This is a genomic window from Sinomonas sp. RB5 (genome assembly GCF_054063535.1).
The window spans coordinates 253,779-275,403 of sequence record NZ_JBSSGJ010000003.1; the positions used below are offsets into that span (position 1 = coordinate 253,779).

General features: G+C 72.2%; 24 protein-coding genes. 13 read left to right on the forward strand and 11 right to left on the reverse strand.

Annotation, left to right across the window (positions count from 1 at the left end; translation table 11 throughout):
* Nucleotides 1–40 precede the first annotated feature (40 nt).
* Both ACVWWH_RS06115 and ACVWWH_RS06120 read right to left on the reverse strand, forming a co-directional pair.
* A complete protein-coding gene (locus ACVWWH_RS06115) occupies nucleotides 41–799 on the reverse strand; it encodes an SDR family NAD(P)-dependent oxidoreductase (RefSeq protein ID WP_457315984.1) in 759 nt (252 codons plus the stop codon).
* Nucleotides 800–915: 116 nt separating this feature from the next.
* On the reverse strand, nucleotides 916–1,746 hold the full coding sequence (locus ACVWWH_RS06120) for an HAD-IIA family hydrolase (protein WP_066494768.1): 831 nt from the start codon (nucleotides 1,744–1,746) through the stop codon (nucleotides 916–918).
* Nucleotides 1,747–1,902: 156 nt separating this feature from the next.
* Between ACVWWH_RS06120 and ACVWWH_RS06125 the strand changes: the two genes are divergently transcribed.
* From ACVWWH_RS06125 to ACVWWH_RS06140, 4 genes are read left to right on the forward strand one after another with little or no spacing between them, the layout of a single operon-like run.
* A complete protein-coding gene (locus tag ACVWWH_RS06125) occupies nucleotides 1,903–2,310 on the forward strand; it encodes a TOBE domain-containing protein (protein WP_457315985.1) in 408 nt (135 codons plus the stop codon).
* Nucleotides 2,307–3,092 (forward strand): molybdate ABC transporter substrate-binding protein, encoded by a 786-nt coding sequence (gene modA / locus ACVWWH_RS06130; RefSeq protein ID WP_457315986.1) that lies wholly within the window; start codon nucleotides 2,307–2,309, stop codon nucleotides 3,090–3,092. Before ACVWWH_RS06125 ends, modA begins: the two co-directional genes overlap by 4 nt.
* A complete protein-coding gene (locus ACVWWH_RS06135) occupies nucleotides 3,070–3,948 on the forward strand; it encodes an ABC transporter permease (RefSeq protein ID WP_457315987.1) in 879 nt (292 codons plus the stop codon). The genes modA and ACVWWH_RS06135 overlap by 23 nt, the downstream gene beginning before the upstream one ends.
* Nucleotides 3,945–5,069 (forward strand): sulfate/molybdate ABC transporter ATP-binding protein, encoded by a 1,125-nt coding sequence (locus ACVWWH_RS06140; protein WP_457315988.1) that lies wholly within the window; start codon nucleotides 3,945–3,947, stop codon nucleotides 5,067–5,069. Before ACVWWH_RS06135 ends, ACVWWH_RS06140 begins: the two co-directional genes overlap by 4 nt.
* An 18-nt stretch (nucleotides 5,070–5,087) precedes the next feature.
* On the opposite strand, the gene ACVWWH_RS06145 is transcribed toward ACVWWH_RS06140, so the two are convergent.
* Entirely contained in the window at nucleotides 5,088–5,636 is a 549-nt protein-coding gene (locus ACVWWH_RS06145) for a COG4315 family predicted lipoprotein (RefSeq protein ID WP_457315989.1), read from the reverse strand.
* A 337-nt stretch (nucleotides 5,637–5,973) separates the two neighbouring features.
* Here ACVWWH_RS06145 and ACVWWH_RS06150 point away from each other — a divergent pair, with 337 nt between their 5' ends.
* The 5 genes from ACVWWH_RS06150 to mltG all read left to right on the forward strand — a co-directional run bounded on the left by ACVWWH_RS06150 (nucleotide 5,974) and on the right by mltG (nucleotide 9,846).
* Nucleotides 5,974–6,381, forward strand: coding sequence for a hypothetical protein (locus ACVWWH_RS06150; protein ID WP_457315990.1), 408 nt, complete (start codon nucleotides 5,974–5,976; stop codon nucleotides 6,379–6,381).
* A gap of 133 nt (nucleotides 6,382–6,514) precedes the next feature.
* Entirely contained in the window at nucleotides 6,515–7,273 is a 759-nt protein-coding gene (locus ACVWWH_RS06155; protein WP_066494775.1) for a hypothetical protein, read from the forward strand.
* A gap of 31 nt (nucleotides 7,274–7,304) precedes the next feature.
* The gene (locus tag ACVWWH_RS06160) at nucleotides 7,305–8,042 is read left to right on the forward strand and encodes a class F sortase (RefSeq protein ID WP_457315991.1); all 738 of its coding nucleotides are present in this window, start codon (nucleotides 7,305–7,307) and stop codon (nucleotides 8,040–8,042) included.
* A 31-nt stretch (nucleotides 8,043–8,073) separates the two neighbouring features.
* Nucleotides 8,074–8,529: a cupredoxin domain-containing protein gene (locus ACVWWH_RS06165; protein WP_457315992.1), complete on the forward strand. Its 456-nt coding sequence runs from the start codon at nucleotides 8,074–8,076 to the stop codon at nucleotides 8,527–8,529.
* A gap of 129 nt (nucleotides 8,530–8,658) precedes the next feature.
* Nucleotides 8,659–9,846, forward strand: coding sequence for an endolytic transglycosylase MltG (gene mltG, locus ACVWWH_RS06170; protein WP_457315993.1), 1,188 nt, complete (start codon nucleotides 8,659–8,661; stop codon nucleotides 9,844–9,846).
* 160 nt (nucleotides 9,847–10,006) lie between these two features.
* Here the strand turns inward: mltG and ACVWWH_RS06175 are convergent, their stop codons facing one another.
* The 4 genes from ACVWWH_RS06175 to ACVWWH_RS06190 are packed head-to-tail and all read right to left on the reverse strand — an operon-like array spanning nucleotide 10,007 to nucleotide 14,124.
* Complete coding sequence (locus ACVWWH_RS06175; protein WP_457315994.1) at nucleotides 10,007–11,365, reverse strand: MFS transporter; 1,359 nt, start codon at nucleotides 11,363–11,365, stop codon at nucleotides 10,007–10,009.
* Nucleotides 11,366–11,393: 28 nt separating this feature from the next.
* Nucleotides 11,394–12,329 carry an amidohydrolase family protein gene (locus ACVWWH_RS06180; protein ID WP_457315995.1) on the reverse strand — a complete coding sequence of 312 codons (936 nt, stop codon included), beginning with the start codon at nucleotides 12,327–12,329 and terminating at the stop codon, nucleotides 11,394–11,396.
* Nucleotides 12,330–12,364: 35 nt separating this feature from the next.
* Entirely contained in the window at nucleotides 12,365–13,048 is a 684-nt protein-coding gene (gene ligK, locus ACVWWH_RS06185; protein ID WP_457315996.1) for a 4-carboxy-4-hydroxy-2-oxoadipate aldolase/oxaloacetate decarboxylase, read from the reverse strand.
* A gap of 50 nt (nucleotides 13,049–13,098) precedes the next feature.
* A complete protein-coding gene (locus ACVWWH_RS06190) occupies nucleotides 13,099–14,124 on the reverse strand; it encodes an amidohydrolase family protein (protein WP_457315997.1) in 1,026 nt (341 codons plus the stop codon).
* A 69-nt stretch (nucleotides 14,125–14,193) separates the two neighbouring features.
* Between ACVWWH_RS06190 and ACVWWH_RS06195 the strand changes: the two genes are divergently transcribed.
* Complete coding sequence (locus ACVWWH_RS06195; protein ID WP_457315998.1) at nucleotides 14,194–14,847, forward strand: TrmH family RNA methyltransferase; 654 nt, start codon at nucleotides 14,194–14,196, stop codon at nucleotides 14,845–14,847.
* Here the strand turns inward: ACVWWH_RS06195 and ACVWWH_RS06200 are convergent.
* Nucleotides 14,844–15,227, reverse strand: coding sequence for a VOC family protein (locus ACVWWH_RS06200; RefSeq protein ID WP_457315999.1), 384 nt, complete (start codon nucleotides 15,225–15,227; stop codon nucleotides 14,844–14,846). The two genes, ACVWWH_RS06195 and ACVWWH_RS06200, sit on opposite strands and share 4 nt — an antisense overlap.
* A 17-nt stretch (nucleotides 15,228–15,244) precedes the next feature.
* On the opposite strand from ACVWWH_RS06200, the gene ACVWWH_RS06205 reads away from it, so the two are divergent.
* Nucleotides 15,245–15,913 (forward strand): haloacid dehalogenase type II, encoded by a 669-nt coding sequence (locus tag ACVWWH_RS06205; protein ID WP_457316000.1) that lies wholly within the window; start codon nucleotides 15,245–15,247, stop codon nucleotides 15,911–15,913.
* A 1-nt stretch (nucleotide 15,914) separates the two neighbouring features.
* Here the strand turns inward: ACVWWH_RS06205 and ACVWWH_RS06210 are convergent, their stop codons facing one another.
* Both ACVWWH_RS06210 and ACVWWH_RS06215 read right to left on the reverse strand, forming a co-directional pair.
* Complete coding sequence (locus ACVWWH_RS06210; RefSeq protein WP_457316001.1) at nucleotides 15,915–16,052, reverse strand: DUF1905 domain-containing protein; 138 nt, start codon at nucleotides 16,050–16,052, stop codon at nucleotides 15,915–15,917.
* 101 nt (nucleotides 16,053–16,153) lie between these two features.
* A complete protein-coding gene (locus ACVWWH_RS06215) occupies nucleotides 16,154–17,341 on the reverse strand; it encodes a TerC family protein (protein WP_066494788.1) in 1,188 nt (395 codons plus the stop codon).
* A 280-nt stretch (nucleotides 17,342–17,621) separates the two neighbouring features.
* Between ACVWWH_RS06215 and ACVWWH_RS06220 the strand changes: the two genes are divergently transcribed.
* Nucleotides 17,622–19,619 carry a S53 family peptidase gene (locus tag ACVWWH_RS06220; protein WP_084249239.1) on the forward strand — a complete coding sequence of 666 codons (1,998 nt, stop codon included), beginning with the start codon at nucleotides 17,622–17,624 and terminating at the stop codon, nucleotides 19,617–19,619.
* 116 nt (nucleotides 19,620–19,735) lie between these two features.
* Nucleotides 19,736–20,686 (forward strand): ribokinase, encoded by a 951-nt coding sequence (locus ACVWWH_RS06225; RefSeq protein ID WP_457316002.1) that lies wholly within the window; start codon nucleotides 19,736–19,738, stop codon nucleotides 20,684–20,686.
* A 20-nt stretch (nucleotides 20,687–20,706) separates the two neighbouring features.
* Here ACVWWH_RS06225 and ACVWWH_RS06230 read toward each other — a convergent pair.
* Nucleotides 20,707–21,625 (reverse strand): DUF222 domain-containing protein (locus ACVWWH_RS06230; protein ID WP_457316003.1); only part of this gene is annotated, 919 nt, incomplete at its 5' end.

Consider the following 21,625-nt stretch of genomic DNA (forward strand, 5'->3'; position numbering starts at 1 on the left):
CCACCCGCATGGGGTGACCGGCCGCCGTCGTGCGCGCGGCTCAGACGGCCGTGTAGCCGCCGTCGATGAGGTAGTAGCCGCCCGTGACGAACGAGGCATCCTCGGACAGGAGGAACGTCACGACGTGGGCGACCTCCTCGGGGCGCCCGAGCCGGCCCAGGACATGCTTGGCCTTGAGGGCCTCCATGACCTCTGCGGACAGGTTGTTCTCGAGCAGCGGGGTCTGGATGTAGCCGGGGCCCACGGCGTTGATCCGCAGCCCCTGCGGGCCGTACTCCGCGGCGGCATTCTTGGTCACGCCCACCACGCCGTGCTTGGCGGCGGTGTACGCGCTGTTGCCGAGCGCCGCGACCATCCCGTGGATCGAAGCCATGTTGACGATCGCGCTCTCCGCGGCGCCGGCCTTGAGCATCTCGGGGATCTGGTAGCGCATCCCGTACAGCACGCCGTTGAGGTTGATGTCGATGACCTTGTCCCAGTCGTCCAGGTCGAGCTCGCCGGTAGGCGCGTTCTTCCCGCCGATCCCGGCGTTGTTGACGGCGTAGTTCAGCTTGCCGTACGTCTCCACGGCGAACTGGACCGACTTCTCGGCGTCTTCCTTCTTCGCCGTGTCGGCCCGGAAGGCGGACGCCGTCCCGCCGGCATCGGTGATCTCCTGGGCCACTCGCTGGGCTGCTTCGAGGTTGATGTCGGTCAGGACCACGCTCGCGCCCTTGGCCGCGAGCTCCTTCCCGATCGCCTCGCCGAGACCCGAGCCGCCGCCCGTGACGAGGGCTACCCTGTCGGTGAACTGTGCCATGTCGATCTCCTCTGTCTTCGCTGGATTGTCAACCGTTCAGTGCAGCGCGCCGCGATGCATGCGCATTCCGTCTGGGGCTGTCTCGTTGCGGACACCCAGGAGTGACCGGCCAGACACTAGAGCTGCTGCAGGAGGTCCTTGACGGAGCTGAGGATCTGGTTGGGACGGAACGGGTAGGCGGCGATGTCCTCGCGCCGTGTGATGCCGGAGAGGACGAGCACGGTGTGCAGCCCGGCCTCCATGCCCGCGATGATGTCGGTGTCCATCCGGTCCCCGATCATGGCCGTGGTCTCCGAATGGGCGTCGATCTGGTTCATGGCCGAGCGGAACATCATGGGGTTCGGCTTGCCGATGGTGTAGGGCGTGCGGCCCGTGGCCTTGCTGATGAGCGCGGCGATCGCTCCCGTGGCCGGGAGCACGCCGTCGCGCGAGGGGCCCGTGGCATCGGGGTTGGTGGCGATGAAGCGGGCGCCGTCGAGGATGAGGCGGATGGCGGTGGTGATCGCGTTGAACGAGTACGTGCGCGTCTCGCCGAGCACCACGTAGTCCGGGTCCTGGTCGGTGAGGATCATGCCTGCCTCGTGCAGCGCCGTGGTGAGCCCGGCCTCGCCGATCACGTAGATCCGCGCCCCGGGCATCTGGTCCTTGAGGAACACCGCCGTGGCCAGCGCCGAGGTCCAGATGTTCTCCTCGGGGATGCTCAGGCCCGAGGAGGCGAGGCGGGCGGCGAGGTCGCGCGGGGTGTAGATCGAGTTGTTCGTGAGGACCAGGAAGCGGCGGGAGGTGTCCACCCACCGCTGGATGAGCTCGGCGGCGCCGGGGACCGGATGGTTCTCGTGGACGAGCACGCCGTCCATGTCCGTCAGCCAGCATTCGATCTCCTGGCCGCTGCGGTAGACCACCGGGCCGGCGGGCTGCGTCGGCTCGACGTCGGGGGACTCGCTCATGAAACGCTCCTCGGGTCGGGGGGAGGGTGCGCGCACGACGGCGGACGCACCCTCAGTCTTCCATCTCGCCGGTCTATTCAACTCCATTTCCGCAGTTGCGACCTTCTGGTGGGCTCTTCCTCCGCAGATGCGGAACCCGGCCCGTAGACTGCCCCCATGGGACTGCTCCGCATTGCCGACGCCGCCCGGCTCACCGGCGTCTCTGACGACACCGTGCGCCGCTGGGTCGACTCCGGCACACTGACGGCCCACAAGGACGAGTCCGGCCGGGCGGCGGTGGACGGCGCCGAGCTCGCCGCGCACGCCCGGGCCATCGCGGCCGCCCCATCGGACCCCTCGGGGGTGGGGCGCTCGGCCCGGAACCAGTTCGTCGGCCTCGTGACCGCCGTGACGGTGGACACGGTCATGGCCCAGGTGGAGCTGCAGTGCGGACCCCACCGCGTCGTCTCGCTCATGAGCTCGGAGGCCGTGCGGGAGCTCGGGCTCGAGCCCGGGTCCGTGGCCACCGCGGTGGTCAAGGCCACCACCGTGATCGTCGAGACCCTGGGCGGGAGGGCCCTGTGAGGCGCGCGGCCGCGGCGCTGGCCGGACTCCTCGCGGTGGCGCTGCTGACGGCGTGCGGGGGGACGACGGCGGCGGGCGGCCCGGCGTCGTCGTCCGGCAACGGCGGGGGCCGCACCCTCACGGTGTTCGCCGCCGCATCCCTGAAGAAGAGCTTCAGCGCGATCGGGCAGCAGTTCGAGGCCGCGCACCCCGGGACCCGGGTGGCGTTCAGCTTCGCGGGGTCCTCGGACCTCGCGGCGCAGATCGCCAACGGGGCCCCCGCGGACCTCTTCGCCTCCGCGGACACCGCGACCATGGACAAGGTCACCGGGGCCGGGCTGGCCGACGGCGCCCCCGCGGACTTCGCCACCAACGTGCTCACCATCGCCGTGCGGCCCGGGAACCCCGCGGGGATCAGGGGACTGGCGGACCTCGCCCGGCCCGGGCTCAAGCTCGTCGACTGCGCGCCGCAGGTGCCGTGCGGGGCCGCGGCGCAGGCGGCCGCGACGTCCGCCCGCGTGGCCCTCGCCCCGGTGTCGCAGGAGTCCAACGTGACCGACGTCCTCGGGAAGGTGATCTCCGGGGAGGCCGATGCCGGGCTCGTGTACGTCACGGATGCGCGCGGCGCCGGCGGGAAGGTCGCCGCGGTGCCGTTCCCCGAGGCCGGCTCCGCGGTGAACCGCTACCCGATCGCCGTGCTGCGCGACGGGAAGGACAAGGAGCTCGCCCGCGAGTTCGCCGACTACGTCGCGGGCCCCGAGGGACGGAAGGTGCTCGCGGATGCCGGCTTCGGCGCGCCCTGACCCCTCAACGCAGGGACATGACCCCTCAGCGCAGGGACCGTCTGGGGGGCACCTCCTGAAGGTCAGCTCCCGCGGGTTCACCGGGCTCCCGGGCTGGCTCTGGGTGCCCGCGGCGGTCGGGGCGCTGTTCGTGGTCGTTCCCCTCGCCGGGATCCTCGCCCGCGTGGACTGGCCGCACTTCATCCCGCTGGTCACCTCGGACGCGTCCCTCGCGGCGCTGCGGCTGAGCCTGGTGACGGCCGCGGCGAGCACCGCCCTCGTGCTCGTGCTCGGGGTGCCGATGGCCATGGCCCTGGCCCGCGGCGGCGTCCCCGGGCTGCGGTGGCTCCGGGCCCTCGTGCTCCTGCCGCTCGTGCTGCCTCCCGTGGTGGGCGGCCTCGCCCTCCTGTACACGTTCGGCCGGCTGGGGCTCGTGGGGCGCTGGCTCGACGTGCTCGGCGTGCAGGTCGCCTTCACCACCACGGCCGTGGTCATGGCGCAGGCCTTCGTGTCGCTGCCCTTCCTCGTGGTCTCCCTCGAGGGGGCGCTGCGCACCGCGGGCGGCCGCTACGAGGCCGTGGCCGCGACCCTCGGCGCGTCCCCCACCCGCACGTTCCGCCGCGTCACGCTCCCGCTCGTGCTGCCAGGCCTGGCCTCCGGGCTCGTGCTCGCCTTCGCCCGCTCGCTCGGCGAATTCGGTGCCACCCTCACGTTCGCCGGCAGCCTCCAGGGGGTCACCCGGACCCTGCCGCTCGAGGTCTACCTGCAGCGCGAGACGGATCCCGACGCCGCCGTGGCCCTCGCGCTCGTGCTCGTCGCCGTCGCCGCCGCCGTGGTGGGCCTCGCCTACGGCCGCCGGGCCGGGGGCACGCGGTGACCGGGGGCTCGGGAGGCCCCCTGACGGTCGACGCCGGCCTGGCCGCCCGCGGCGTCCGGCTCGCCCTCGCGGTCGGGGAGGGCGAGACGGTCGCGGTCATGGGCCCGAACGGGGCCGGGAAGTCGACGCTGTTCGGGCTGTGCGCGGGGCTGCTGCGGCCGGACACCGGCAGTGTCACGCTCGCTGGCCGGGTCCTCGCCGAGGCCCGCGGCGCCTGGGTCCCCCCGCACCAGCGCGGGGTCGCGCTGCTGGCCCAGGAGCCGCTGCTCTTCCCGCACCTGAGCGTGCTCGAGAACGTCGCGTTCGCGCCGCGGGCCGCCGGCACCCCACGGGCCGAGGCCCGCGCCGCTGCCGGCCGATGGCTGCGCGAGGTCGAGGCGGAGGAGCTGGCCGGGCGCCGCCCCGCCGAGCTCTCGGGAGGCCAGGCGCAGCGCGTCGCGATCGCCCGGGCGCTCGCGGCCGAGCCCCGGGTCCTCCTGCTCGATGAGCCGTTCGCCGCGCTCGACGTCGCCGCCGCCCCCGCGCTGCGCCGGCTCCTGCGCCGCGTGCTCGCCGACCGCACCGCGCTCGTGGTCACGCACGAGCCTCTCGACGCGCACCTGCTCGCCGACCGGGTCGTGGTCCTCGAGGCCGGCCGCGTCGCCGAGTCCGGGCCCACGGCCGAGCTGCTCGACCGGCCGCGCAGCCGCTTCGCCGCCGGCCTCGCCGGGCTCAATTTCGTCGAGGGGCGCGCCGCGTCCGGGCGCACGACGCCGCCCGGCCGGCTCAGCGTCGACGGGCTCGGCGAGGTCTCGGGCACGGTCCCGGACGGGGTGGAGCCGCCGCGCCCGGGCGAGGCGGGCGTCGCCGTGTTCCGGCCCGCCGACGTGGCCCTGTACCCGGTCCCCACGGCCCCGGGCGGGGAGCCCGGCGTGCCGCACGGGTCCCCGCGGAACGCATGGCGCGGCGTCGTCCGCGAGCTCGAGCCGCGCGGCGCCCAGGTGCGGGTGCACTGCGGCGCCGGGGGCCACGCCCTCGTCGCGGACCTGACCCCGGCGGCGGCCGCCGAGCTCGACCTGGCCCCGGGCGCCGCCGTCGTGCTCGTCGCGAAGGCCGCGGCGGTGACGGTCTACGGCGCCTGAGCGGGCGCCTTCACCGGCCTAGTACCCGCCCGTGCTCGCGGCCGTCGAGGCCAGCGGAGTCTGGATCATGGTCCCGTCGGCGCCGATCACGTACCACACGTTGGCGACGCCCTGGCCGTTGAACTGTCCGGGCGCCGTGTCCTTGGCGTAGTAGTAGATGGGCATCCCGTTGACCGTGATCTGCTGCTTGCCGTTCACGCCGGTGATGCTGCCGATCTTCCCGGTCACGCCCTGGAGCGTCGGCGCGCCGACGCTGGTCACGGCGGGCCAGAGGGAGGCGCACCCGCCGGTGCAGGCGCTCGCGGTCGCGCCCGGGTTGTCCCGGGTGTACACGTAGACGGCCTTGCCCTCGCCGTCGACGACGACGGTGTGGCCCGCCACGGTCGCGGTCTTGAGCGTCTCGACCTCGGCCGACGCCGACGAGCCGGGCGCCGACGACGATGTGGCGGGCGCCGCTGCAGGGGCGCTCGACGAGCCCGTGCTGCCGCTCCCACCGCCGCAGCCGGCGAGGGCGAGGGCGGAGGCCGCCGATGCAGCGGCCAAGAAGAGTGCTGCTCGCTTGTTCATGGTGTCGCCTTCCCTGATCCGGCGGCTGTCTGCCGCTGCCCATGAGACGCCGTGCGCGGCGATCCGGTTCATCGCCAGTCCGCGCGGGGGCCGGCTCCGAATGATGGAGCAGCAGCAACCATGGTGCCGAGGTCGCGGGGCGACGCCGGCGGAGGGAAGGGACACGACGATGGGCGCACGCCTTGTTCGCCGCCTGGCCGCGCTCAGTTGCGCGGCGCTGATGATGAGCGGCTGCGCGTCCGCCCAGGGCGCACCTGCGCCGCGGGAGGCAGCGCAGCAGTCCGCTGCGGCACCCTCCTCTTCCGCCTCGCCGGCAGGCCCGTCATCGGCGGCGGCAATGGTGTGCGGGCAGGAGATCAGGGCGAAGATCGCCCAGATCCTGGCGCTGCCCGCCGACCCGTCACCGTCCTCGACGTGGGCCGGCGGCCGCTACACCTGCACCTACCGGCTCCCCTCGGGCGCGCTGGTGCTCGCCGTCCAGGAATCCCCGGATCCGGCGGCGGCCCGCGCCGCCGCCCACAGCGCGATCGCGGTGATGCCCAGCGCTGCCCCGATCGAGGGGCTGGCGAACCTCGGCCTGCCCGGCTACCAGAGTCCCGCGGGAACCGTGGCCTTCGCGAAGGACAGCTTCACCCTCACCGTGGACGCCACGGGCCTGAAGGAGCCAGTGGGCCCCCACGGCGTCTCCCGGAGCTCCCTCGCCTACCAGATCGCCACCGACGTGCTGGCGTGCTGGAGCGAATGAGCAGGCGGCCCCGCACCGGTCCAATCCGTGATCCGGACCACTCCGAACAGTTGCTGTCGGACAGTTCCAGAGCCCGGCGACCGGCGCCACTCGGGGCCGGCGACGCGACAACGAGCATGGAGGAATCACCATCATGAAGAAATCTGCCTTCCTGATCGCCCCGGCCCTCGCCCTCGGGGCCATGGCCCTCTCCACGAGCCCGGCCCTGGCGGCGGACAGCACCACGTACCAGGCGAACCTGGGGGCCATCAACGGCTCCAATGCCTCGGGCACGGCCATGATCACGCTGAACGGAAACCAGGCCACCGTGACCGAGAAGGTCTCGGGTCTCGCCGCGACCTTCAACGGCAAGCCCTACCCGCACGTCCAGCACATCCACATCGGCGCCAAGGGCACCTGTCCCGGACCCTCGGCCGACACCAGCGGCGACGGGGTGATCAGCACCACCGAGGGCGCCCCGTTCTACGGGGGCATCGGCGCCACCCTCTCCACGAGCGGTGACACCAGCCCCGCGGCGGGCACCGACCTGGCTGTCGCAGGGATGGGCTCCTCCTTCACCTACCAGCGGACCATCACGCTGGACGCGAAGACGCTGGCATCGCTGCAGTCCGGCACGGCTGTCGTCGTCGTGCACGGCCTGGACCCCGCGACCCTGCCGGCCGGAGCCCAGAAGGAGCCCAGCGACCTGGTGCCCTCGCTGCCGCTGGCGGCAACCTCGCCCGCCCTCTGCGGCACCCTCACTGCGATGCCCGCCGGCGCCCCCGGGACGGGCATCGCTGCCCCGGCACAGCAGCAGGGAGTGGACCTGGGTCTCATCGCGACCGGTGCAGGCCTGATTGCCGCTGCAGGCGGGGTCTACGGCATCCGCCGCCGTCTGGCCGCCAAGGCCTGATTCCCCCGTGCGAGCAGGAGGGTCAGACCCGATGAGAGAAGGTGCCGCCAACGGTGGCCGTGGGCGCCGTCTCGCCTCCGCCGGTGCCACCCTCCTGCTCGCCGGAGGCCTCGCGGGGATCGGCCTCGGTCTGGCCCACGGGAACGCCCCCGTGGGCCAGACCGGAGCCCCCACGGGGGTCCCCGCGACGGCCCCTGCCTCCCCGCCCGCGCCGTCCCCCGCGGGCGGGGAGAGCACGCCATCAGCTGATGCAGGGAGGTCCGTACAGGCGGTCCCGCCCCCCGCCCACTCCGGCCCGGTGCTGCCCGCCTCCGCGCCCACCCGCCTCCAAGCGCCCTCGATCGGAGTGGACACGCCCCTGATCCAGCTGGGCAAGCAGCCCGACGGCGAGGTCGCCGTTCCGCCGGGCGCACCCGGGTCTCCGGCCGGCTGGTACACCGGGTCGGTCGCGCCCGGCGCCTCCGGGTCCGCCGTCATCCTCGGGCACGTCAACGCCATCGGCACACCCATCGGCGTGTTCTACCGCCTCCACGAGCTCGCGCCCGGCGCCCAGGTGACTGTGGTGCGGGCCGACCACACCGCAGCCGTGTTCGTCGTGGACCGCACCGACGTCTACCACAAGTCCCAGTTCCCCACCGTCGAGGTCTACCGCAACGCGGACCGGGCCGAACTGCGTCTGATCACCTGTGGCGGCTACGACCCGGCGTCGGGCCAGTACCTGGACAACACCGTCGTCTACGCCCACCTCGTCTCGAGCCACCCGGCCTGAACCGGGCCGATCTTCCCGAAGGACCCTGACCATGGAACTGTCCCCACGCTCCCGCCGACGCCTGGCTGGCCTGGCCCTCCTCCTCAGCGCGCTATCGTTGGGCGCCACTGCCTGCTCCGGCGCTGCCATGGGCAGCCCCGGCAGCGCCAGCGCCGGCAGTGGCGCGGCCCAGTCCGCGCCTGCCGCGACTGCATCGATGGACCCGGGCATGGCCATGGGCCCCTCGGGGTCCACCTCCGCAGCGGCGGTCACCATCCACATCAGCGCCTCGGCCTACTCCGATCCCGGCACTGTCGGCCCCGGCGCCACGGTCACGGTCATGAACATGGACGCGCAGGCTCACACCGTCACGGCGGACGGCGGCGCCTTCAAGGTCACGGCGCCGGCCGGCCGCAGCGTCACCTTCACCGCCCCGGCCGCGCGCGGCACCTACCCCTTCCACTGTGAGTACCACGCGGACATGCACGGCACCCTCACCGTGGGATGACGCGGACGCGCCGCCGGCAGCTTCCGCGTTTGATTGTGGCGGACGCGGGGTAAAGTTCCGGGTGGCCCATGTGGCTGGCCCTACCCCCGGGGCGGACTGAGGCCCACGAGCGCTAGGAGCATTGATACGGTGACCATCCCGAGGCGACCGGGCAGGCCCCCTGCCGCAGACCCGGTCGCGGCCGTGGGAGTCGAGGCGATCACAGCCACCCCGGGCGCGCCCGAGAAGCCCCTGAACGATCCGGCAGCACAGCGCCGCCGGGCCCGGCATCCGCTCCGCACCGCAGCCATCGCCATGGGTGTCGTCATCGCCTTCACTGTGGCCGGCTCCATCCTGCTCGGGCTCGGCCTCCGCGCGGCCCTGAAGATGGACAAGGTCACGGACTATCCCGGCCCGGGCACCGGACAGGTCCAGGTGACCGTCCCCGCGGGCGCGGGCCCCCTGTCCGTGGCGCAGGAACTCCAGCAGGACGGAGTCATTGCCGACGCCGAGACCTTCGTGCGGGCCCTCGCCGGGACCGGCGGGAAGATCAGCCCCGGTGACTACACGTTCAAGAAGGAGATGAAGGCCTCGGACGCGGCGGCGATCCTGGCCGGCTCGGACAGCGCGAAGGTGATCTACTTCGCCCTGAGCGCGGGGATGCGGGTGGGCGACTCGCTCGATGCGATCGCGAAGGCTGCCTCGGTGGACCGCAAGGACCTCGATGCGCTCAACTCCAAGCCGGGGGACTTCGGGCTGCCGGCGAAGGCGAAGAGCCTGGAGGGCTACCTGGCGCCGGGGGAGTACCGGTTCCCAGTGGGGACCTCGGCCAAGGACATCCTGGCCAAGCTGGTCTCGACCACGGTGGACGAGCTCAAGCAGGACGGCATCACCGACCCGGACCAGCAGTACCAGGTCCTGACGGTGGCGAGCATCGTGCAGGCCGAGGGCGGGCAGGCGGACTACGGGAACGTGGCCGGGGCGATCGAGAACCGGCTCAAGCCCAATGACCAGACCAACGGGCTGATCCAGTCGGATGCGACGGTGACGTACGGGCTGGGCACGAAGACCGTGCAGCTGACCGATACGCAGAAGCAGGACGCGTCCAACCCGTACAACACGTACGTCCATCCGGGCCTCCCGCCCGGGCCGATCGGCTCGCCGGGGTCCAAGGCCGTGGCCGCGGCGGCGCACCCGACCCCGAACGACTACCTGTACTGGGTCACCGTCAACCTCGACACGGGGGAGACGAAGTTCGCCAAGACCTACGCCGAGCACCAGGGCTACGTGGCCCAGTACGAGCAGTGGTGCACCGCCAACCCGGGCAAGTGCCAGTGACGTGAAAGCCCGCAGCCGGGTCGGAGCATCTGGGGAAGGCTCCGGCCCGGCTGCATTGGACAGGGTCAGCCGGGCCGCAACCAGATGGGGGGACAGGTGCCGCCCGGCTTCCATCGCTGTAATCGTCCGGCGCCCCCGAAAGGTTACGCGGTCCCAACATTCAGTGCCTGAGCACGCTCTCCGGGCCGTCCGCAGCCTCGGCCGCCCTCACCCCGGTCCTCGGCCCGAAGAGCGCCAGCGCGAGCGCCCCGACGAGCCAGGTCCCGGCAATGAAGATGAAGACACTCTGATACCCGCTCCCCGTGTACAGGGCAGCGATGATGAGCGGGCCCACGGCGTTGGAGAGCCGGCCCAGCCCGTAGGAGACGGCGGTGCCCAGGGACCGCGCCCGGGTGTCGAACAGCTCGGGTGAGTAGGCGTACGCCACGGCCGTGTAGCCGCGCTCGAACATGTTCACGAGGAACCCGAACGCCACGATCATGACCGGGTTGAACGTCAGGCCGTAGAGCAGGCCGCTGATCGCGATGGCGGTGCCGAACACGACAAGCGACCACTTGCGCTCCCACCGGTCCGAGACGAGGGCCGCGATGAAGGAGCCGAGCGGGGCGCCGACCGTGGTGAGGGCGACGTAGAAGATGGAGCTCTCGACGCTGAAGCCCTGCTTCGACAGGAGCGTGGGCGCCCAGCTCGAGTAGCCGAAGAAGCCGATGGTCTGGGTGACCCACAGCAGCGAGAGCAGCAGGGTGGGCCCGAGGTACTTCCTCTGCAGGAGCATCCGCAGATGGGCCCTGGCCTGGGGCGCCACCTCGACGGGCGCGGCCGGCGCCGGGAGGGGGCCCTTCTCGGCCGCGACGATCGCCTCGATCTCGGTCAGGACGGCGTCCGCGCGCTCGGGCTGGCCCTTGCTCTCGTACCAGCGGGGCGACTCCTTGAGGTGCCGGATGAAGAGGACGAACAGCAGCCCCAGCGCGCCCCACAGGTACACGAGACGCCAGGACCAGTCGGAGAAGGGCACCACGGCGCTCGCGATGAGGTTGGTGGCAGGGGTGCCGCAGATGCCGATCACGATCGCGTAGGCCTGGTACTTGCCGCGCTTGGCCGCCGGGAAGAGCTCGTTGACGTAGATGACGGCGACCACGGTCATCGCGGACAGGCCCGCGGACGTCAGGACGCGGAACGCGCCGAGCGAGACGACGTCCCAGGAGAAGACCGAGGCGAGCGAGAAGACCCCGAACCAGAGGGTCGTGACCGTGAGGGCCTTCTTCCGGCCCCAGCGGTCGGCGAGCCAGCCGGCGGCGAGCGAGCCGAGGAACATGCCCACGAAGGAGAGCGAGGTGACGTAGGCGATCTGCCCCACCGTCACGCCCCACAGCTTGATGAGCTTCGGCGCGGTGGTGGCGAACGTGTTGGTGTCGGCGAACTCGAAGAAGTAGGCGAACGAGACGGCGAGCAGGGTGATCTTATGGAAGCGGGCGATGGGCAGCCGGTTGACGCGGCTGACGACGTTGGGATTCGGCACTGAAGCCCTTCCTGGGATTCTCGGGGGTCTAGAGGGCCTCGCCGGGGAGGGCCTCTTCTGGCCAGTAGAGGCGCGTGGGGTTGGCGACGAGCAGCCGGTGCTGCTGCTCGGCCGTCACGGCGATGTGCGGGATGAAGTCCACGAGGAGCCCGTCGTCGGGCATGTGGTCGGTGAGGTTGGGGTGCGGCCAGTCGGTGCCCCAGAGGACGGCATCGGGGAACTCCTCCACGACCCGCCGCCCGAAGGGGACGACGTCGCGGTAGGCGTCCCGCTCGCCGTCGAGCGCGGGCGGCCCGGCGAGGCTGAGACGCTCGGGGCAGGAGACCTTGACCCAGACCTCGTTGCGCTCCACGAAGCGGAGGAAGCGGCTGAATTCGGGTCCGCCCACCGGCTGGGAGACATCTGGGCGGCCCATGTGGTCCACGACGAGCGGGGCCGGCAGCGAGGCGAAGAAGCCCTCGAGCTCGGGAAGGTCCGCTGCCTCGAAGTAGATGACGATGTGCCAGCCCAGCGGGGCGACCTTGCGCGCGATCTCGGCGAGCTCGTCCCGGGGCGCCGCGCTGACGAGGCGCTTGAGGAAGTTGAACCGCACCCCGCGCACGCCGGCCTCATGCAGCCGGGCGAGCTCGGCTGCGGACACGTCCGGCCGGACGGTCGCGACGCCGCGCGCCCGGCCGCCGGCGGAGCGGACGGCGTCCACCATCGCGCGGTTGTCGGCGCCGTGGCACGTGGCCTGGACGATCACGTTGCGGCTGACGCCGAGGCGGTCGCGGAGCGCGAAGAGCTGGTCCTTGCCGGCGTCGCACGGGGTGTACCTGCGCTCGGGAGCGAAGGGGAACTCGCTGCCGGGCCCGAAGACGTGGCAGTGGGCGTCCACCGCGCCAGCGGGGAGGGCGAAGGCGGGCGTGGACGGGGAGGCATGCCAGTCCAGCCAGCCGGGAGTCTTCTCGAAGACGGGAGTCATGGGGCCTTTCAGGATGGGTTCGGTCCGGCCGGGCGTCAGTCGAGGTAGCGGAGGCCGGCGGCGTCGAGCTTCTCGCGCATGCCGTAGATGTCGAGGCCGAGCTCCCCGGCCGCGAAGCGGGCGCGCTTGCCCTCCTCGTTCTCCTCGCGCCGCGCTGCCGCCTCGGCCACCTCGGCGGCTCGGCCCGCGGGGACCACCACGACGCCGTCCGCATCCGCGACCACAACATCGCCGGGGTGGACGAGGGCGTTGGCGCAGACCACGGGGACGTTGACGGAGCCGAGGGTGGCCTTGACGGTGCCCTTGGCATTGACGGCGCGGCTGAAGACGGGGAAGTCCATGCCGCGCAGGGCGTCGATGTCGCGGCAGCCGCCGTCGATCACGAGCCCGGCGCAGCCGTGGGCCCGGGCCGAGGTGGCCAGGAGCTCGCCGAAGAATCCGTCCTCGCACTCCGTGGTGCACGCGGCGACGAGCACGTCCCCGGGGGTGAGCTGCTCGACGGCCACGTGGAACATCCAGTTGTCCCCGGGCTGGAGCAGGACGGTGACGGCGGTCCCGCAGAGGGCTGCGCCCTCGTAGACGGGCCGGATGTAGGGACGCATCAGTCCGGTGCGGCCCATCGCCTCGTGGACGGTGGCGACGCCGAACGGCGCGAGCGCCTTCAGCGCGGCGGGCTCGGCGCGGGTGATCGTGCGGTGCACGACTCCGATCTCGTACATGCTTCTGAAGTCCTCCTCGGGAGTGCGGTGGGGCAGTGGTGCCGAGCGGGTCAGCGGCCCTGGGCGGCGAGGCGGGCGTCGAGGCGGGGGTAGACGCGGCGCGCGTTGCCCTCCTCGACGGCGGCGAGGTCCGCGGGAGAGAGGCCGGCCGCCTCGACGTAGCGGCGCGTGTCGTCGAAGTGGTGCCCCGTGCGGGGGTCGATGCCGCGGACGGCGCCGATCATCTCGGAGGCGAAGAGGACGTTCCGGTGGGGGATGACCTCGAGCAGGAGGTCGATGCCGGGCTGGTGGTAGACGCAGGTGTCGAAGAAGACGTTCCCGAGGAGGTGCTCCTCCGGCTCCGGCTTGCCGAGCGCCTGCGCGAGGCCGCGGAAGCGCCCCCAGTGGTAGGGCACGGCGCCGCCGCCGTGCGGGATGACGAGCCTGAGGTCGGGGAAGTCGCTGAAGAGGTCGCCCTGGAGCAGCTGCATGAACGCGGTCGTGTCCGCGTTGAGGTAGTGCGCGCCCGTGGTGTGGAAGCACGGATTCACGCTCGTGCTCACGTGGACCATGGCCGGCAGCCCGTGCTCCACGAGCGCCTCGTAGACGGGGTACCAGGAGCGGTCGGTGAGCGGCGGTGCGGTCCAGTTCCCGCCCGAGGGGTCCGGGTTGAGGTTCACGGCGACGGCGCCGAGCTCCGTCGCCGCGCGCTTGATCTCGTCCACGCAGGTGGCCGGCTCCACGCCGGGGGACTGGGGAAGCATGACGGCGGGGGCGAACCGTTCGGGGAACAGCTCGCTGACGCGGTGGCACAGGTCGTTGCAGATCCGCGCCCACGCCGCCGAGGTCCCGAACGCGCCGATATGGTGCGCCATGAACGAGGCGCGCGGCGAGAACACCGTGACGTCGATCCCGCGCTCGTCCATGACCTTGAGCTGGTTGGCCTCGATGCTCTCGCGCAGCTCATCGTCGCTGATGCGCAGCTCGGCCGGGTCGGGCTCCGCGGCGCCCCGCGCGACCGCGTCGACCTGACGGTCGCGCCACTGCCCGAGAGCGGGTGGCGCGGTCGTGTAGTGGCCGTGGATGTCGATAATCATGAGGATGAGCATAGGTGCACACAAAATTGTTGACAATATCTCGTCCGCATTTCGTCCTACCCTTGTTCGGTGGCAGATCAGGTGGCCGAAGGGCGCGAGGCGGGGCACGAGGTGGGAGTCGGCCCCTGGGAGGGCCCCTGGCCCGAGGGCGAGCAGTGGGACCCAGAGCTGCTCGAGCACGGCGACCGCCGCAACGTCTTGGACCGGTACAGGTACTGGCGGCACGAGGCGATCGTGGCCGAGCTGGACACCCGCCGGCACGAGTTCCACGTGGCCATCGAGAACTGGCAGCACGATCTCAACATCGGCACCGTGGTGCGCAGCGCGAACGCGTTCCTCGCTCAGGAGGTGCACATCATCGGCCGACGGCGGTGGAACCGGCGCGGGGCGATGGTCACCGACCGCTACCAGCACATCCGCCACCATCCGAGTGTCGAGGACTTCGTCGAATGGGCGCGCGCCGAGGACCTGCCGATCCTCGCCGTGGACATCTTCCCGGACTCTGTGCCGCTGGAGACCTACGAGCTGCCGCGCCGGTGCGTGCTCGTGTTCGGGCAGGAGGGCCCCGGCCTCACCGCAGAGGTCCACGCTGCGGCGGAGGCAACCCTGTCCATCGAGCAGTTCGGCTCGACCCGGTCCATCAACGCCGCCTCGGCGGCCGCCATCGCGATGCACGCGTGGGTGCGCCGCTGGGTCTTCGGGCAGGTCGCCCGGCCCTCCTAGCCGCCCGGGAGGTACGAGCCGAAGCTCCACTCGCGTCCGCCGGGGTCGAGCACCCGCGCCCGGCGCGAGCCCCACTCCGTGTCCTCCGGCTCGATCACGGGAGTGCCGCCGGAGGCGAGTGCGCGGCTGAACATCTCGTCGACGTCGTCCGTCGCGAGGTAGACGCCCGCCCCCGTGGACTGCCCGCTCAGGGCCGGGAAGGTGTAGTCCGCGTCATCGCTGGCGGCCATGAGGACCGCGTCGCCGAGACGGAGCTCGCAGTGGACCACCCGGCCGTCCGCGCCGTCCTGGCGGGCTACGACGGAGAACCCGAGCTGTACGAGCCAGTCGATGGCCCGGGGCGCGTCCGCGTAGCTGAGATAGGGCACAGCGATCGCCATGGCTCTAGGCTAGACCCATGGCATCAGCCGCGAGCGTCGTCGTCTTCGACGTCAACGAGACCCTGTCCGACCTGGCGCCGATGGGGCAGCGCTTCGCCGATGCCGGCGCGCCCGCCCACCTCGCGAAGCAGTGGTTCGCCGCGCTCCTCCGCGACGGCTTCGCCCTCGCCGCCACCGGGGACTCCGCGGGCTTCGCGGAGGTCGGCGCGGGAATCCTCGCGCCGCTGCTTGACGCCGCTGGCGTCACCCAGCCGGGGGAGATGGCGCGGCGCCTCGCGGGATCGCTCGGCGACCTACCGCTGCACCCGGAGGTGGCCGACGCCGTCCGCTCGCTGAGTGCAGCGGGGCACCGCCTTGTGACCCTCACCAACGGCTCGGCCAAGGTAGCGGAGAAGCTCCTCGACGCGGCCGGCATCCTCGGCGAGTTCGAGAAGCTCCTCTCGGTCGAGGACGCGCCGAACTGGAAGCCGCACCCGTCCTCCTACGCCTACGCGGCCCAGGCGTGTGGAACCCGGCCGGATCAGATGGTGCTCGTCGCCGTGCACCCCTGGGACATCCACGGGGCCGCCCGCGCGGGACTGCGCACCGCCTGGGTGAACCGCGACGGCGGGGCGTACCCGGGCTACTTCGCCTCACCGGACCTCGTGGTCTCCTCGCTCGCCGAGCTCAGGGCAGCGCTCCGCTAGGTCATCCGAGGACGGGGGCGACCGGGCCGACGTCGTCGACCTCCATCCCTTCGGCCTCGCGGAAGGCCTTCCGCAGCGGCACGAGGTGCGCGGCGTCCTTCGGCATGAGCGCGGTGGTCCACGGGGGCAGGACTCCCACGGCAGAGTCTAGGCAGTGAGCGGGCAGCGCACGACGGCGGGCCGGTCACCAGGGGCGACCGGCCCGCCGTCGTGCGTCGCGTCCCGTGAGGAGGCGCCGGGTCAGCGCGCCGTGAACTCGGCGTGCCGCTCGTGGGCCTGGGCGACCTTGGCCCGGATCGCCTCGATGTCCTTGACCTTGTCGCGGTACTTCTTGTCCATCCGGAGGATGTCCTGCTCCTCCTCCAGGAGGGCGCGGTACACGCGCTCGCGCTCGGCCAGGTCCGCAGTGTAGCCGAGGTCGAGGTAGCTCTCCGCGTGGCGCCGGGCGTTGTTGACGGCCGCGTGCGCCTTGCCGGCCCGGCTGTAGAGCGAGGCGAGGACCGTGACCAGGAGGACGCCGATGATCACGCTGAGCGAGAGGGCCGTGGTGATCTCGAAGACCGCCACGTGCTCGCCGCCGTTGATGAAGGGCAGCGTGTTCTCGTGCAGAGCGTGCAGGATGAGCTTCACCCCGATGAACGCGAGGATGGCCGCGAGCCCGTACGAGAGGTAGATGAGCCGGTCCAGCAGGCCGTCGAGCAGGAAGAACAGCTGGCGCAGGCCCATGAGGGAGAACGCGGTGGCCGTGAAGACGACGTACGGGTTCTGCGTGAGGCCGAAGATCGCGGGGATCGAGTCGAGGGCGAACAGCAGGTCCGTGCCGCCGATCGCGACCATGACCAGGAGCATCGGGGTCAGGACACGCTTGCCGTTCTCGACGGTGAAGAGCTTGTCCCCGTCGTAGTGCTCGGAGGTCCGCAGGAGCCTGCGGGCGAGGCGGATCACGACGTTGTCCGCCTCCTCCTCGCCGGAGTCCTCGCTCTTGAGGAGGTTTCCGGCGGTGACGAGCAGGATGATGCCGAAGAGGTAGAACACCCACGCGAACGCGTTGATGAGTGCGACGCCGGCGAAGATGAACGCCGAGCGGGCCACCAGCGCGAAGACGATCCCGAACAGGACCACCTTCTGCTGGTCCTCGCGGGGCACCCGGAAGCTGGCCATGATCACGAGGAACACGAACAGGTTGTCGACCGAGAGAGCCTTCTCGGTGATGAAGCCGGCGAAGTACTCGCCGCCCATCGTGGGGCCGCCGAACATGAGCACGAGCAGGCCGAACACGATCGCGGCCCCCACGTAGAGGGAGGACCACACGGCCGCTTCCCTGAGGGTGGGAACGTGCGCCTTGCGGATGTGGAAGAAGTAGTCGAAGGCCAGCAGGGCCAGGATCACCACGATGGTGATGCCCCAGACAAGGGGAGAGACGGACATCGAAGTCCCTTTCGCAGGTAGGCGTAACCGCCACAAGTCTCTCTACCACCCGATTCCGCGGATGGCCGCTGCACCCGGCCGGGCTCCGGCGCCCGACGTGCTGACGTGTGCAGCGCTTGGGATACTCCCCTGCGCAGGATCAAGCCTACCGGGCCGCCGGGCGCGCTGCCAACTCATGGCGAACTCCCAGCTTCTGGACACTCCCTGTAAGGCATTCGGTGCAACTAGTGTCGCTCGAAGCCGGATGCACTGGGGTGTCCGGCCGAAGGGGAGATGAAGCATGGCACCAGATCACGGTTCCCACCGGCTGTCCCTGCGCGTCCTGGCCGTCACCGCGGCCGTGGCCAGCGCAGTCGGGCTCGCCGCCACGAGTGCGGCGGCCGCGCCGCCCAACCCCCCTCCCAAGAGTTCGAAGTCGTTCCCCGGCTCGGTCCCCTCGTGGGCAGGATCGCGGACCAAGACCGGCATTCCGCTCAGCAACACGACCGTCGAGGGCGAGATCTACTTCAACCTCCCGGACCTGGCCGGGGCGAAGGCTGCGGCGGACGCAGTGTCGACCCCGGACAGCGCCGCCTACGGCCAGTACCTCAAGCCCGGGGACTGGATCTCGAAGTACGCCCCGACGCAGGACACGGTGGATGCGACCGTCAACTGGCTCAAGGCGCAGGGCCTCGTGATCATGGGCGTCCCGCAGAGCCGCCTGTACGTGGTCTTCCGGGGCACCGTCGCCCAGATCAACCAGGTGTTCAGCACCACCGAGCAGAACTACTCGTTCGGGGGCCAGACCCTCATCGGGCCGGCCACGGCGCCTTCGGTGCCCGCGGACATCGCGGCCTCGATCCAGTCGGTCTCGGTGGATCAGGGCCGGCTGCTGACCCGCCCGGCCCTCGCCTCGCCCACCTCCGGTGAGGCGTCCCCGTCGTCGCCGGACGGCAACAAGCCGATCCAGCCGCCGGTGACGGCGCCGTGCTCCACCTCCTGGGGCGAGAAGAGCGTCACCCTGCCGGAGGCCTACGGCACCACGAGCTTCCCGACGTTCATCTGCGGGTACACCCCGAAGCAGCTCCAGGGCGCTTACGGCGTCTCCACGCCGGGGACGGTGAGCAGCACCGCGGGCTCCGGCCAGACGGTCGCGATCATCGACGCGTACGCCTCGCCGACCATCGAGTCGGACACCAACACGTGGGCCGCTGCCAGCGGCGTCCCCGCCCTCGCGCCCGGACAGTACAGCCAGATCGTGCCGGACTCGCAGATGTTCCTCGACCAGGCGCTCTGCGCGCAGCCGAGCGGATGGCAGGGCGAGCAGACCCTCGACGTCCAGGCCGTGCACGGCCTCGCACCCGGGGCCAACATCCTCTATGTGGGCGGGTTCAACTGCGGCGGCGGCCTCGACATCGCGATGTCGACGATCCTCGACGGGCACCTCGCGAACATCGTCTCCAACAGCTACGGCAACGTGGGCGAGGCGCTCTCCCCGGACGCCCTCCAGGGTGAGCAGAACATCCACCTGCAGGCGGCAGGGGAGGGCATCGGCCTGTACTTCTCCAGCGGCGACTCGGGCGACGAGAAGGCCAACCTCGGCTACGCGTCGCCGGACTTCCCCGCAAGCTCCCCGTACGTGACCGCGGTGGGCGGCACGAGCCTCGCGGTGGGCGCCGATGACACCTACAAGTTCGAGACCGGCTGGGGCACCGCGCGCCAGCGCGTGGTGCAGGACGCCTCGGGCAACCTCACCTACGCCGGCTCCCTGCCCGGGCCGTTCAGGTTCGGTGCCGGCGGCGGCACGAGCGCCGTCTTCGCCCAGCCCGCCTACCAGAGCGGGCTCGTGCCAGCAGCCCTGGCCGGCGGCCACCGCGTCTCGCCGGACGTCGCGTCCCTGGCGGACCCGTACACCGGCTACCGCATCGGCCTGAGCCCCATCACGAACGACCACGTCCTCAAGACGGGCGGCTTCGCGTTCGAGACCTACGGCGGCACCTCGCTCGCCAGCCCCCTGACGGCCGCGCAGATGGCGGTTGCCCAGGCCACGGCCAACAAGGTCATCGGGTTCGCGAACCCGGCGATCTACGACACCGCAGCGGCGGGAGGCGCGGAGCATGACGTCGCGCCGCCGGCCAACCCGGTCTCTGTCGCCTTCTCGAGCACGGTCAGCGGCAACACCTACCTGGTGGGCATGGACCACGATTCGTCCCTCGCGACGGCGCCGGGCTACGACGACGTCACCGGCGTCGGCAGCATGACCGAGGCGTTCGCGCAGCAGGTGGCGGCGGCGCACTGATCCGCTCCTGAAGGAGCGCGCACGGCGGGGCGCACGACGGCGGATGGGGACCGGCGTCGTGCGCCCCGCCGCTGTCCTAGGGTCGCCCCGGGAAGGGCGACCCTAGGATGAGTCGCATGGACTCCACCGTGGTCGTGGTCGGATCACTCAACGCGGACCTCGTCTTCTCGGCGGAGCGGATGCCCGCACCGGGCGAGACGGTCGCCGGGACGGGCTTCGCCGTCCATCCCGGCGGCAAGAGCGCGAACCAGGCGGTCGCCGCGGCGCGGCTCGGGGCCGCCGTGCGGCTCGTGGGGAGCGTCGGCGACGACGCGCACGGGCGCCTGCTCCTGGCCTCCGCCACCGCCGCGGGCGTGGACGTCTCCGCGGTCCGAGCGGCCGGCGGCGTGCCGACCGGGGTCGCGGGGATCACCGTCGACGCGGAGGGCGAGAACAGCATCGTGATCGTGCCGGGGGCGAACGCCCTGCTCGGCCCCGCCGAGGTCGCAGAAGCGGCGCGGCCGCCCCTCGCCGCCTTCGAGGGCTCCGCCGTGGTGTGCCTGTGCCTCGAGGTGCCGCAGGCCGCGGTGCTCGCCGCGGCCCGGGCCGGCCGCGGCGCGGGCGCCCTCGTGCTCCTCAACCTCTCTCCCTACGCCAGCGTCCCGGCGGAGCTCGCGGCGTGCGTGGACGTGCTGCTGGTCAACGCGCAGGAGGCCGGGCAGCTGCTCGGGCGGGACGGCCGCGGGTCCGGCGCCCTCGACTGGGACCTCGTGCGGACGGGCCTGGCGGACCTCGGGTTCGAGCGGGCGATCGTGACCCTCGGCCCGCGCGGCGGAATGGTGCTCGGCCCGGACGGGACGGCGCAGATCGAGACGATCGGCGTGGAGACGGTGGACACGACCGGCGCCGGAGACGGGTTCGCCGGCGCCCTCGCGGCCCGGCTCGCCGCAGGCGACGGCCTCGAGGACGCGGCCCGCTACGCCGCGGTCGCCGCCGCGCTCGCGACCACGCGCCACGGCGCGCAGCCCTCGTACCCGGACGCCGACGAGGTCCGGGCTGCGCTCCCGCGGGAGGCTGCGGGCTCTTAGGCGTACCGGAGTTTCTGCGGTCAGAACGGCGGGGGTGATTCCTCCCGCACGGCGACATCCGCGCTGTGGGCCGGAGTGCCCGGTGGTTCCCCGCGCGTTGCCGGCTTGCCCGATGGTCCCCGTGGTGGGTGGTCGGTGGCCCTGGGGGCGAGGACGTGGGCGCGGTCGAGGGGCTCGGCGGGGAGGGCCTGGCCGAGGAGGGTGGTCCAGATCAGGGCGGGGGCGGGTGTGCCCGTGCCGTCTGTGCCATCGGCGTCCTCGGTGGTGCGGTCGTGGGTGAGGTGGTGGAGGGCGAGGGACTTGAGGGCGTGGTGCTGGGGGCACAGGAGGGCGAGGTTGGCGGCGTCGGTGGTGCCGCCGTCCTGCCATTCGGTGGTGTGGTCTGCCTCGGTGCTCTGGGCGGGGCGGGTGCAGCCGGGGACGCGGCAGGCGCCGTCGCGGTACTGGAGGAAGCGACGCAGCCCGGCTGGGGGCCGGTAGGCGGTGCGTCCGAGGGCGAGGGGTGTGCCTTCGGCGTCGGTGAAGAGGCGCTGCCATGTGGGCGCGGCGGCGGCGAGGGCGCGGGCGGTGGTCGGGTCGATGGCTCCATGGCCGTCCAGGAGGGCGGGGGCGTCGGAGGCCCCGAGGGCGACGGCGAGGGGGATGTGGACGACGATCTCGGCCTTGACCTCGGCGAGCAGTTCCTCGGGGAAGGGGACGGCCGCCGAGGGCGCCGCCGCCGTGCGTTCCCGGGCGCCGAGGACCGCGTGGGCGAGGGCATCCGCCCGGAGCTGGGCGAGGGTGCGTGCCTCGCCGTCGGCGCGGCGGGCCGCGCGGGCGAGGGCGTCGGCGCGCTCGTACATCGCGGTGGCCGTCTCGGCGGGAAGGAGTGCGGAGAGGGTGCACATGCCGTCGCCTTCGGGCTGCAGCCAGACCCTGCGGTCCTCGCGGGCCGCGGCG

Bases quoted from the DNA above. Each gene is read 5' to 3' on its own strand.
- ACVWWH_RS06150 (WP_457315990.1), top strand. From the start codon at position 5,974: ATGGTGTGCGGGCAGGAGATCAGGGCGAAGATCGCCCAGATCCTGGCG.
- ACVWWH_RS06125 (WP_457315985.1), top strand. From the start codon at position 1,903: ATGGGACTGCTCCGCATTGCCGACGCCGCCCGGCTCACCGGCGTCTCT.
- ACVWWH_RS06135 (WP_457315987.1), top strand. From the start codon at position 3,070: ATGCCGGCTTCGGCGCGCCCTGACCCCTCAACGCAGGGACATGACCCC.
- ligK (WP_457315996.1), bottom strand. From the start codon at position 13,048: ATGTACGAGATCGGAGTCGTGCACCGCACGATCACCCGCGCCGAGCCC.
- ACVWWH_RS06145 (WP_457315989.1), bottom strand. From the start codon at position 5,636: ATGAACAAGCGAGCAGCACTCTTCTTGGCCGCTGCATCGGCGGCCTCC.
- ACVWWH_RS06205 (WP_457316000.1), top strand. From the start codon at position 15,245: ATGGCATCAGCCGCGAGCGTCGTCGTCTTCGACGTCAACGAGACCCTG.
- ACVWWH_RS06155 (WP_066494775.1), top strand. From the start codon at position 6,515: ATGAAGAAATCTGCCTTCCTGATCGCCCCGGCCCTCGCCCTCGGGGCC.
- ACVWWH_RS06160 (WP_457315991.1), top strand. From the start codon at position 7,305: ATGAGAGAAGGTGCCGCCAACGGTGGCCGTGGGCGCCGTCTCGCCTCC.
- ACVWWH_RS06220 (WP_084249239.1), top strand. From the start codon at position 17,622: ATGGCACCAGATCACGGTTCCCACCGGCTGTCCCTGCGCGTCCTGGCC.
- ACVWWH_RS06190 (WP_457315997.1), bottom strand. From the start codon at position 14,124: ATGATTATCGACATCCACGGCCACTACACGACCGCGCCACCCGCTCTC.
- ACVWWH_RS06200 (WP_457315999.1), bottom strand. From the start codon at position 15,227: ATGGCGATCGCTGTGCCCTATCTCAGCTACGCGGACGCGCCCCGGGCC.
- ACVWWH_RS06165 (WP_457315992.1), top strand. From the start codon at position 8,074: ATGGAACTGTCCCCACGCTCCCGCCGACGCCTGGCTGGCCTGGCCCTC.
- ACVWWH_RS06120 (WP_066494768.1), bottom strand. From the start codon at position 1,746: ATGAGCGAGTCCCCCGACGTCGAGCCGACGCAGCCCGCCGGCCCGGTG.
- ACVWWH_RS06115 (WP_457315984.1), bottom strand. From the start codon at position 799: ATGGCACAGTTCACCGACAGGGTAGCCCTCGTCACGGGCGGCGGCTCG.
- ACVWWH_RS06225 (WP_457316002.1), top strand. From the start codon at position 19,736: ATGGACTCCACCGTGGTCGTGGTCGGATCACTCAACGCGGACCTCGTC.
- ACVWWH_RS06215 (WP_066494788.1), bottom strand. From the start codon at position 17,341: ATGTCCGTCTCTCCCCTTGTCTGGGGCATCACCATCGTGGTGATCCTG.
- ACVWWH_RS06180 (WP_457315995.1), bottom strand. From the start codon at position 12,329: ATGACTCCCGTCTTCGAGAAGACTCCCGGCTGGCTGGACTGGCATGCC.